Here is a 10,993-nt window from a genome sequence, read left to right on the forward strand (position 1 = left end):
CACCCGGTGGTGGATTCCCCACCACCGCTACCAACGGAGGTAGAAGCATGAAGCGCACAGCACGACTCAGCATCGCTCTCGCAGGCGTCACCGCAGTGAGCCTGGCACTCGCAGGCTGCGCGGGCAGTTCAACGCCCGCCACGGAAGAAGGCGGCGATGTGACGCTGCGCTTCGCCTGGTGGGGTTCGGATGCACGCCACACAGCCACGCAGGCGGCGATCGATGCCTTCGAGGAGGCCAACCCCGGCATCACGGTGGAGGCCGAATTCGGTGACTGGGGTGGCTACTGGGATCGCCTGGCGACGCAGACCGCCGGCGGTAACGCCCCCGACGTCATGCAGATGAGCGACGCCTACCTTGCGGAGTACGCCGGTCGCGGAGTGCTCCTGCCGCTCGATGATCGCGCGGAGATCGACTTCTCGGGTCTCGATGAGGGCGGTGTCGCGAGCGGCGAGGTGGACGGAAAGCTCTACGCGCTGCAGGCGGGAGCCAACTTCCCGGCGGTGCTCGCCAACCCGGCGCTCTTCGAAGCCGCGGGCATCGAGATGCCGGATGACAGCACCTGGTCGTGGGAGGACTACGTGCAGGTCGCGGCGGACCTCACCACGGCCGGCGTCGGCGCTGTCGGCACGGACTCGATCATCGGAGACCCGGTGACCAACGCCTGGCTGCTGCAGCACGGCGACTCGCTCTTCACCGCAGACGGCAATGTCGGATTCGACAAGGACGGTCTGACCGGATTCTTCGAGCTCGCCTCCGAGCTCTCGACATCGGGCGCGGCCCCGGCGGCCTCGGTCATCACTGAGCAGATGGTGCTCTCGCCCGATCAGTGGGGCATCGCCACCGGCAAGAGCGCGATGGGCTTCGCCTGGTCGAACCTGCTGACCACGATCGAGGGATCGCTCGGGTCAGAGCTGGATCTGCTGCGCATGCCGACCGACAGCAAGGAATCGGGCATCTACCTTCGCGGGGCGATGTACTACGCGATCTCGGCCGGCACCAAGCACCCTGTCGAGTCCGCGAAGCTCATCGACTTCCTGCTCAACGATGAAGCGGCAGCCGACGAGCTGCTCGCCGAGCGCGGCCTGCCCCTGAACACGAGCATCCGCGAATACATCGCAGACAAGGTCAGCGACCCCGAGCAGCGACTCATCGCCTTCACGGTCGACAACGCCGACGCTCTCGGCAAGGCGCCGTCGGTCCCCGCCGTCGGTGGCGGGACGTACGACCAGGTGATCCAGCGCGGCATCTCGGACGTGCTGTTCGGCACGCAGACGCCCAAGGCCGCATCCGAGCGCGTGCACACGGAGCTCAGCGACCTGTTGACGGCCGCCGGCTGACGGATCCTCTCGTGACAGACACCACCCTCACTCGCACCCCCTCCCGCGCCAAGCGCGGGAGGGGGTGGCGGGACTCCCTCGCCGCCTACGGGTTCCTCGCGCCGTGGATCATCGGCATGCTCGCCTTCACGATCGGGCCCGTGATCGCGTCGTTCTTCCTCTCCTTCACGCAGTACAACCTGCTGCAGCCGCCCACCTGGATCGGCACGAAGAACTACGAGATGATGCTGCAGGACGAGCGCCTGCACCACTCGATCGGCGTGACCTTCACGTATGTCGCGATCGCCGTGCCGTTGCAGCTGATCGTCGCTCTCACGCTCGCGATGCTGCTCGACCGCGGCATGCGCGGCATGTCGTTCTACCGCTCTGCCTTCTACCTGCCATCGATGCTCGGGGCGTCGGTCGCGATCGCGGTGCTGTGGCGGCAGATGTTCGGTGCCGACGGACTCGTCAACCAGGTGCTTGCGATGTTCGGGGTGGAGGGCGCCAGCTGGATCGCCAGCCCCGACACGGCGCTCGGCACGCTTATCCTGCTGCACATCTGGACGTTCGGTTCCCCGCTCGTGATCTTCCTGGCGGGGCTGCGCAACATTCCGCGCATGTACTACGAGGCCGCACAGGTCGACGGTGCAGGGCCCCTGCGTCGATTCGGCGCCATCACGCTTCCGCTGCTGTCGCCCATCATCTTCTTCAACCTGGTGCTGCAGATCATCGGAGCGTTCCAGACCTTCACACAGGCCTTCGTGGTCTCGAACGGAACAGGCGGCCCCTCGGACGCCACGCTGTTCTTCACGCTGTACCTCTACCAGAAGGGCTTCCCGGGCTTCCAGATGGGCTATGCCTCGGCGATGGCCTGGCTGCTGCTGCTCATCGTCGCCGCGGTGACGGCCCTGAACTTCTGGATCTCGAAATGGTGGGTGTTCTATGAAGACTGAGACCGCGAAAACAGGCGCTGCCGGCGAAGGCTCGGCAACGCAGCTGATCGTCACGGGGTCGACGGATCCGCGGCCGATGCGGATCACACGTACCGCGGGAGCGCGCATCCGGTCTGTGCTCAAGCACGTCGGTCTCTCGCTGCTGGGACTGCTCATGCTGTATCCACTGCTCTGGATGCTCGTGAGCTCGTTCCGCCCGACGGAGGACATCTTCGGCTCGCCGGGACTCTCGCTGGAGGGCTTCACGCTCGAGAACTACACGCTCGGCTGGGACGCGCTCTCGCATCCCTTCGGTCGCTACCTGCTGAACTCGGCCGTCGTCGTGCTCGGTGCGATCGTCGGTAACCTCATCTCCTGTTCGCTCGCCGCCTACGCGTTCGCCCGGCTGACGTTCCGTGGCAGCAAGTGGATGTTCGGGCTCATGCTGCTGACGATCATGCTGCCGCTGCAGGTGATCATCGTGCCGCAGTACATCATGTTCAATTCGGTCGGCTGGGTGAACACGGTGCTGCCGCTGATCATCCCGAAGCTGTTCGCGACGGATGCCTTCTTCATCTTCCTCATGGTGCAGTTCATCCGCGGGCTGCCGCGCGAGCTCGACGAGGCGGCGCGCATCGACGGCTGCGGTCACTTCCGCACCTTCACGCAGATCCTGCTGCCGCTCATGACCCCGGCGCTCGCGACGACGGCGATCTTCACCTTCATCTGGACGTGGAACGACTTCTTCAGCCAGGTGATCTACCTCACCTCGCCTGAGTCGTACACAGTGCAGCCCGCACTGCGCGCGTTCCTCGATTCGCAGGGACAGAGCTCGTGGGGTCCGCTGTTCGCGATGTCGATCGTCTCGATCATCCCGGTCTTCCTGGCGTTCCTCTTCGGCCAGAAGTACCTGGTGCGGGGTATCGCGACGACGGGAATGAAGTGAGCGAAGTGCTTCTCGGGTCCCCTCGGCTTCGTCGGGGGGACCTTCCCCGTCCGCCTGTGCGCCTTGTTCACCTGGGCCTTGGGGCCTTCCACCGTGCGCATCAGGCCTGGTACACGGCTCGCGCGGCGGATGCCTCCGAGTGGGGGATCGCTGCGTTCACCGGTCGCAGCCCCGAGGCGGCGCGCGTACTCGCAGAGCAGGGCGGCGTGTATACCCTCGTGGAGCGCGGCCCGGAGGCCGATCGGTTCGAAGTGATCGGCTCCATCGTCGAGACGCGGGATGCGTCGGAGACGACGGCGCTGCGCCGGCTGGTGAGCGACCCCGCGGTGACGATCGTGACGCTCACCGTGACCGAGAAGGGCTACCGACTGGGGGCGGATGGCACGCTGGACCTGGGCGATGCCGATGTCCGCGCGGACGTTGCCGCGCTGCAGACTGCACGCGCGACCGGTGCGCTCGATGACGCTGTGCTCCGCACGATGCCCGGGCGTCTGTTCTGGGCGCTGGACGGGCGTTTCGCCCTACGCGACGACGTGGCGATCGCCGTCGTCTCCTGTGACAACCTGCCAGGGAACGGCGCGGCGGCCCGCGCCGCCGTCGAAGGTGTTGCGATGGCCGTGCACGGTTCTGTGCCCGCATGGCTCGATGGGGGAGTCGACTGGATCGAGACATCCATCGATCGGATCACCCCGCGCACGACCACCAGTGACCTCGCCATCGTCGAGGAGAACTGCCGGTACGTGGATCGTTCCCCGGTCGTCACCGAGCCGTTCTCGAGCTGGATCCTCAGCGGGGAGTTTCGAGCGGCGCGCCCGTCATGGGAGACCGCGGGAGCGGAGTTCGTCGAGGAGCTCGCACCCTTCGAGAGCCGCAAGCTCTGGATGCTGAACGGGGCGCACTCACTGCTCGCCTACGCGGGGATACTCCGCGGGCATGGCACCGTTGCCGCCGCGATGGCGGACCCGATCTGCGCATCGATGGTGCATGATCTCTGGGACCTCGACGAGTCGATCCTCCGTACATTCGACGCTGAGCTCTCTGTGGAGGCCTACCGGGCAGCCTTGGTGACCCGTTTCGAGAATCCGGCGATCGTCCATCAGCTGCGCCAGATCGCCGCCGATGGCAGCGTCAAGCTGCGCGTTCGGATCGCCGACCCGGTGCGGCGTGCGCGGGCTGCAGGTGGCATGGGCGATGCCGGCTTCCGTGTGATTGCGACGTGGATCCGCTTCGTGCGGGACGAGCATGCGAGGGGGCACGCGATCGATGACGTCGCCGCCGACGAAATCGCCCGCGGCGCAGCATCCGAGGATCCGGTCAAAGCGCTGCTGAGCCTGATCTCGCCGGAGCTGGCGGACGACCCGCACAGCCTGGCGCAGGTCCGCGCGCAGACCGTCGAAGGCGCGGTCACGGGCTGAACCCGGAGAGGCGCGGTGCGCGAGTCTGTCCAGCAGAGGCGTCAGCCGCTGAGCTTCTCGGCGAGCATCACCAGAATCCCGCTGGGACCGCGCAGATAGGTGAGCTTGTAGATGTCCTGGTAATTCGCCACGCCGCGCAGCGGGAAGCATCCGTGCCGCGCGGCGATCTCCAGAGACGCATCGAGGTCATCGACGGAGAACGCGATGCGATGCATGCCGATCTCGTTCGGGAGCGTCGGCTCCCTCTCGACCGCGTCAGGATGGATGTACTCGAAGAGCTCGATCTGACCATGTCCGTCGGGCGTCTGGAGGACCGCGATCTTCGCGTGATTGCCGTCGAGCCCCACCGCGGTCGAGGCCCACTCGCCGCTGACCTCATCACGCCCGAGCACCGTGAGCCCGAGATCCGTGAAGAAGGCGATCGTCGCGTCGAGGTCTCGCACGGCGATGCCGACGTTCTCCAGGGTGATGGGCATGGTTCGGATGCTACGCCCGGAGCGCGGGCGGCGCCAGGGAAATCAACCCGGGTTGATTTCACGAAGAAGGCGGGCACCCCCTCAGGGATGCCCGCCTTCTTCGTGTGTTGCGAATCAGCCGAAGATCAGCGTCAGCACGGTCGCGCCGCCGCCGACGAGGATCAGCGATGCGATCACGACCCACGCGATGATGCGGATACGCCGGTTGCGCTTGTCGCCGAGGTCGCCGTAGTCCTCGCTGAGGTCGCTCATGCGACGGGCTCGGTGACGGTCGGGCCGAAGGCAGCGGTCAGGGTCGCCTTCGAGGTCTCGCGCAGTTCGGCGACGGATGCCGTGAAGACATCCTGGATCTCGAGCTGCGGTTCGCTGTCGGTGACACCGATGCGGAGGACCGGGTAGTTGCGGCCTTCGCAGAGACCGCGGAACTTCACGTCGTCTTCGCGGGGAACGGTCACGATGACGCGGCCGGTGGACTCGGAGAAGAGGGCGGATGCGGCATCCACACCGTCGCGCTCGATGATTTCGTTCAGCCACACGCGGGCGCCAACACCGAAGCGCATGACGCCCTCGGCGAGGGCCTGGCCGAGACCACCCTCGGAGAGGTCGTGCGCCGACGAGATCAGCCACTCGTCGCGCGCTGCGCCGATGAGGCCGGCGAGGCGACGCTCCGCGGCGAGGTCGACCTTCGGGGGCAGGCCGCCGAGGTGGTTGTGCACGGTGTCGGCCCAGGCCGAGCCGGAGAGCTCGGTCGAGGTGGTGCCGAGCAGGTAGATGTTCTGCCCCTCGTCCTGCCAGCCCGACGGGATGCGACGCGAGACGTCTTCCATGATTCCCATGACGCCGACGAGCGGAGTCGGGTGGATCGGGGTGTCGCCGGTCTGGTTGTAGAACGAGACGTTGCCGCCGGTGACGGGGGTGCCCAGCTGGAAGCATCCGTCGGCCAGACCATCGACCGTCTGACCGAACTGCCACATGACCTCGGGGTTCTCGGGGGAGCCGAAGTTGAGGCAGTCGGTGATCGCGGTGGGCGTCGCGCCGGTGACGGCGACGTTGCGGTACGCCTCAGCGAGGGCCAGCTGGGCACCCGCGTACGGGTCGAGCTGGCAGTAGCGGCCGTTGGCGTCGGTCGAGATCGCGAAGCCGAGACCGGTCTCCTCGTCGACGCGGATCATGCCGGCGTCATCGGGGAAGGCCAGGGCCGTGTTGCCGAGCACGTAGTAGTCGTACTGGTTGGTGATCCAGCTGGTGTCGGCCAGGTTCGGCGAGCCGACGAGCGCGAGGAACTGCTCCTTCAACGTGGCCGGGTCATTCGAGCGGGGAAGGTTCTCCGCAGCATCCGCCTGCAGTGCGTCGATCCACGTCGGGTAGGCGACCGGACGCTCATAGACCGGGCCGTCGACGGCGACGGTCGACGGGTCGACGTCGACGATGCGCTCGCCCTGCCAGTCGATCGTGAGCCGTCCGTCGCCGGTCACCTCGCCGATCACACTGGTCTCGACCTCCCACTTGTTCACGACGGCCATGAAGGCGTCGATCTTCTCGGGGGAGACGATGGCCATCATGCGCTCCTGCGACTCCGACATGAGGATCTCCTCGGCCGTGAGCGTGGGGTCGCGCAGCAGCACGTTGTCGAGCGAGACCTTCATGCCGCTGTTGCCGTTGGCGGCCAGCTCGCTGGTCGCGCACGAGATGCCGGCCGCGCCGAGGTCTTGGATCGCCTCGACGAGTTCGGCCTTGTAGAGCTCGAGGCAGCACTCGATGAGCACCTTCTCGGCGAAGGGGTCGCCCACCTGCACCGCGGGGCGCTTGGTGGGGCCGCCGTCGTCGAACGAGTCGGAAGCGAGGATGGATGCTCCGCCGATGCCGTCACCACCGGTGCGTGCGCCGAAAAGCACGACCAGGTTGCCGACGCCCGTGGCGTTCGCGAGCTTGAGGTCCTCGTGACGCAGCACGCCGACCGCGAGCGCGTTGACGAGGGGGTTGGCCTGGTAGACACCGTCGAAGACGGTCTCGCCGCCGATGTTCGGCAGACCCAGGCAGTTGCCGTAGAAGGAGATGCCGCTCGTGACGCCGTGCACGACGCGGGCCGTGTCGGGGTGGTTGATGTCGCCGAAGCGCAGGGCATCCATGACGGCGACGGGGCGTGCGCCCATGGAGATGATGTCGCGGACGATGCCGCCGATGCCCGTCGCCGCACCCTGGAAGGGCTCGATGAACGACGGGTGGTTGTGCGACTCGGCCTTGAAGGTGACGGCCCAGCCCTCGCCGATGTCGACGACGCCGGCGTTCTGGCCCATGCCGACCATGAGGCGCTCGCGCATCTCATCCGACACCTTCTCGCCGAAGCGGCGCAGGTAGTTCTTGGACGACTTGTAGGAGCAGTGCTCCGACCACATCACCGAGTACATCGCCAGCTCGCCCGAGGTGGGGCGGCGGCCGAGGATCTCCTTGATACGCGCGTACTCGTCGGGCTTCAGGCCCAGCGCGGCGTACGGCTGCTCCTTCTCCGGAGTGGCGATCGCGTTCGAGACAGAGTCGGGAACATGCTTCTTGACGGATGCTTCGGGGGTGGTCACGCGCACTCCAAGGGAAAGGGCCGGCGGGGCAGCTTCAGTCTACCGGCGCGAACTGGGCGTGACGCGTGGGTTGCGGGCGTCGCGCCGACGGAGTCGTTGCGTCTGCGAAGCGCGTGGCGAGAGCGGCGGCGGTTGCGCGTGGCCGGTGCGCGACGGTTGCGCTTCGTGCGCGAAAAGCCCTGTCTGCCGTGGCTTCTCGGGCAGGAAATGGTTTCTCGTGGAACGCTCGCGGGGAGTCGCTGGCAGCCTGTGGAAAACCCGAATGAGGCGGATGCTGCGCCGTTAGCGTGGACGGATGATCACCCGCACACGCCCTGTTGTTGCGATCGCCCTCTCGTTCGTCGCGTTGGGGGTGCTCAGCGGCTGCGCCCCGCAGTCAGAGCCCGAGCCGACGCCCAGCGCCGTGTTCGCCAGCGAGGAAGAGGCATTTGAGGCGGCGGAGGAGACGTATCGGGCTTACACGGACGCGCTCAACTCCCAGCGGCGAGGCGAGTCCGACGCTCGCCCGCTGGAGTTCTTGACCGGATCTGCCCTAGAGGATGAGATCACCGGCCAGCAAGAGATCGTGGAGCAGGGACTCGAACTCAAGGGGGACGTCGCTATGGTCAGCTTCGAACCTGGATCAATCAATCAAGAACGCTCACCCATCGATATTGCCGGCACCGTGTGTCTCGATACATCGCAGGTGCGGGTGACTTCGGCCGACGGAGAAGATCTGTCCCCGCCGGATCGAGAAAGGGTAGCGATGAAGATCTCCTTCATCGCTACTGATGATCGCAGGGTACTCATTAGCGAATCGATTGGCGGCCAGGGAGCATGCTAGGTCGCGCCATGCTTCTCGCAGCGCTGGTATCGGTGATCCCTGCTACAGCAACTCCGGCGGTCGCCTCTCAGTGCAGTCAGGTGACTGAGATCGCGGGGCTGTGTCCAGAGGAAGTTGATAATGACGGTACAAGTCTCGGAGTCGGCGGCGAGCAGGACACAGGTGGTGGCCCTGGGCGCCCTGGCGAGGACGGTGGCTCCGCCGGTGATGACAGCGGTTCGGGCGGTGAGGTTGAGGCTGGGCCTCCGGCGGTCGTGCCGTTCGATCCCGAGGACTGTTTTCGGGGCTCTGACAATCTGAGCCCCAACATGTATTGTCCCCAGCCCGGGGAGGATCCGCTCCCCGTGATCACGATTCGCGACCTGGTGCGTTTCGTTCCCTCGGACAGCACGATCGCGGGGGAACCCAGCAACCTCGGCGTCGCGGGGCTCGCGACCAACTTCGTCGCCAACGCCCAGACGACGGTTGTCGAGGCGACCCTCTTCGACCGTCTGATCAGCGTGGAGTTCACGCCCGTCGAGTATGACTTCGACTATGGCGATGGCGCAGCCGCGAGTCACGCGACGGGCGGAGCATCCTGGGAGTCCCTCGGGCTCGCGCAGTTCACGCCGACGGATACCAGCCACGTGTATCTCGACCGCGGCACGTACACGGCGAGCATCACCGTCGACTACACGGCCCGCATCAACTTCGGATTCGGCTGGCTTCCCGTCGACGGCATCGTCACCGGTCCACCCGCGACGCAGGACATCCAGATCTTCGAAGCCCGCACCGCGCTCGTCGACCGCACATGCGACGAGGATGCCCACGCCGCAGGCTGCTGAACGCACACGGTGGGGCGATGGCACTCGCGCACCATCGCCCCACCGGTGAAATCTAGAGCTGGACCTTGCCGCTCTCTCCGCCGTCATAGGTCTCGCCGGTCAGCTTCGACTTCACAAAGCTGAAGACCGACGCGATCCTGCCGCCCGGCGTATCCCAGTACTGGGCGGACTCTGCGGAAAAGCGCAGGATTCCAATGTCGGGATCCTCTGGCCCTTCCGGGAACCACGCCTCGACGAACGGGTTCCACAGGTCCTTGATCTTGGTCCGGTCGTCGCTGAGCCACGCCGTGCCGGAGAGCGAAAGCCAGGAGTCGCCGGAGCTCATCGCGACGTTGGCCTCCGCGTCTGCGGTGAGGTCCTTCACGGGAGAGGAGCTCTTCGAAACGAGGAACCAGAGATCCCCGTCGAATTCTGCCTCCTGGACGGTGAGCGGGTGCGCGACCAGCTTTCCATCCGCATGCTTCGTGGTCAGCATGGCGAAGCGGAACTTCTTGATCAGCGCGGCGATCTTCTCGCGGTCTGCGGTGTCGGTCATGATTCACGCCCTTCTCGATCGGATGCGGGTGTCCGAACACCCTCGCCGCGGAGGCGGGTATGCGCGAGGGGGTTGCGGTATCGCCTCTCACCGACTAGCCGGCCCCCGGCGATCGCACGCTGGAGCGCAGGACGACCTCGGCCTCTGATCAGTGCGTGGTCTCGGTGCCCAGGATCGCGCGGGCGAGCAGTTCGTCGGCAACAAGCACGTCGATGAGTCCCGACCGAGCCGCGGCCGTCGTGGCCGCCGCACGGTGACTGCCGTACGAGGTCGCAATGATGTGCGGGACGTCGCGCAGCGCATCGAGGGTCGCCCCGATCACGCGCCGATCGATCTCGGGGCTGACGGAGCGCCCCTCGGCGTCGAACACTCGACCCGAGACCTCTCCGACGGCCCCCGCGCTGCGCGCGGCCTCCGCCATCTCGCGCGGCACGATCGGATACAGGGCAGAGCCGGTCTCCTCCCACGTTCCTACCGAGACAACGGCGACGTCCAGCGACGACACCCGCTCCAGGCATTCGGCGATCTCCGGCTGCTGCCTCAGTGCCGCGGCGGCGTCCAGATCACCGACGAACAGCGGGGCGTACATCGGGTGCGCCGTGCCCTCCGCGACACGGGCAACCTGGCGGATGACCTCGACGGAGCCGAGTCGATCCCCGGAGAAGGTGAGAGCGCCCGCGAGCTGCACGACATCGCACGGGGCAAGGCGGTCGAGGTGATGGGTCATCGCCTCGATCGCTCGACTCCAGGTCAGGCCGATGGTCTGCCCTGCGTGGACCTCCTCGGCGAGGAGCGCGGCGAGAGCCCGTCCGATCCCGTCGATCGTCGGCGAATGCGCGGACTCATCCGCCCGCGAGATCACAATCGCCGACTTCAGGCGCAGGTGCGCAGCGAGGCGGCGACCGAGTTCCTCGTTCTCCTCGCTCGGGTCTCCGACCTCGATCCGCACGAAACCGCGGGTGCGCGCGGTGGAGATCAGACGCGCCACCTGCCATCGGGAGAGTCCGGTCTCGGCGGCGATCTGCACCTTCGAGTGGTCGTCGAGGTAATACGAGCGGGCGACCCGGAGCATCAGCTCGTCGTCGAACAACTCGACAGAAGGTGGTTGTGTCGCCACGGGGAACCTTTCGTCGGGCGTGGATGC

At 66.6% G+C, this 10,993-nt stretch carries 11 protein-coding genes; 6 read left to right on the top strand and 5 right to left on the bottom strand.

Annotated elements, in window-relative coordinates; all coding sequences use genetic code 11:
- The first annotated feature begins 47 nt into the window (after positions 1–47).
- The 4 genes from AC1REM_RS04565 to AC1REM_RS04580 all read left to right on the top strand — a co-directional run bounded on the left by AC1REM_RS04565 (position 48) and on the right by AC1REM_RS04580 (position 4,615).
- Positions 48–1,340: an ABC transporter substrate-binding protein gene (locus tag AC1REM_RS04565; RefSeq protein ID WP_492513542.1), complete on the top strand. Its 1,293-nt coding sequence runs from the start codon at positions 48–50 to the stop codon at positions 1,338–1,340.
- 11 nt (positions 1,341–1,351) lie between these two features.
- Entirely contained in the window at positions 1,352–2,275 is a 924-nt protein-coding gene (locus tag AC1REM_RS04570; RefSeq protein ID WP_492513543.1) for a carbohydrate ABC transporter permease, read from the top strand.
- A gap of 76 nt (positions 2,276–2,351) precedes the next feature.
- Positions 2,352–3,200, top strand: coding sequence for a carbohydrate ABC transporter permease (locus tag AC1REM_RS04575; RefSeq protein ID WP_492514469.1), 849 nt, complete (start codon positions 2,352–2,354; stop codon positions 3,198–3,200).
- Between the two features lie 56 nt (positions 3,201–3,256).
- A complete protein-coding gene (locus AC1REM_RS04580; protein WP_492513544.1) occupies positions 3,257–4,615 on the top strand; it encodes a mannitol dehydrogenase family protein in 1,359 nt (452 codons plus the stop codon).
- A 41-nt stretch (positions 4,616–4,656) separates the two neighbouring features.
- On the opposite strand, the gene AC1REM_RS04585 is transcribed toward AC1REM_RS04580, so the two are convergent.
- The 3 genes from AC1REM_RS04585 to purL form a co-directional block, all read right to left on the bottom strand.
- Entirely contained in the window at positions 4,657–5,091 is a 435-nt protein-coding gene (locus AC1REM_RS04585) for a VOC family protein (protein ID WP_492513545.1), read from the bottom strand.
- Positions 5,092–5,205: 114 nt separating this feature from the next.
- Positions 5,206–5,343, bottom strand: a complete 138-nt coding sequence (locus AC1REM_RS04590; RefSeq protein WP_492513546.1) for a hypothetical protein — start codon at positions 5,341–5,343, stop codon at positions 5,206–5,208.
- Entirely contained in the window at positions 5,340–7,667 is a 2,328-nt protein-coding gene (gene purL / locus AC1REM_RS04595; protein WP_492513547.1) for a phosphoribosylformylglycinamidine synthase subunit PurL, read from the bottom strand. Before purL ends, AC1REM_RS04590 begins: the two co-directional genes overlap by 4 nt.
- A 295-nt stretch (positions 7,668–7,962) precedes the next feature.
- Between purL and AC1REM_RS04600 the strand changes: the two genes are divergently transcribed.
- On the top strand, positions 7,963–8,490 hold the full coding sequence (locus tag AC1REM_RS04600; RefSeq protein ID WP_492513548.1) for a hypothetical protein: 528 nt from the start codon (positions 7,963–7,965) through the stop codon (positions 8,488–8,490).
- Positions 8,491–8,834: 344 nt separating this feature from the next.
- Positions 8,835–9,314 carry a hypothetical protein gene (locus AC1REM_RS04605; protein WP_492513549.1) on the top strand — a complete coding sequence of 160 codons (480 nt, stop codon included), beginning with the start codon at positions 8,835–8,837 and terminating at the stop codon, positions 9,312–9,314.
- 52 nt (positions 9,315–9,366) lie between these two features.
- On the opposite strand, the gene AC1REM_RS04610 is transcribed toward AC1REM_RS04605, so the two are convergent.
- Both AC1REM_RS04610 and AC1REM_RS04615 read right to left on the bottom strand, forming a co-directional pair.
- Positions 9,367–9,849, bottom strand: coding sequence for a pyridoxamine 5'-phosphate oxidase family protein (locus tag AC1REM_RS04610; RefSeq protein WP_492513550.1), 483 nt, complete (start codon positions 9,847–9,849; stop codon positions 9,367–9,369).
- 148 nt (positions 9,850–9,997) lie between these two features.
- Positions 9,998–10,966 carry a sugar-binding transcriptional regulator gene (locus AC1REM_RS04615; RefSeq protein WP_492513551.1) on the bottom strand — a complete coding sequence of 323 codons (969 nt, stop codon included), beginning with the start codon at positions 10,964–10,966 and terminating at the stop codon, positions 9,998–10,000.
- Positions 10,967–10,993 lie beyond the last annotated feature (27 nt).

It is taken from the genome of Microbacterium sp. GW823-FHT02G05 (assembly GCF_058797175.1).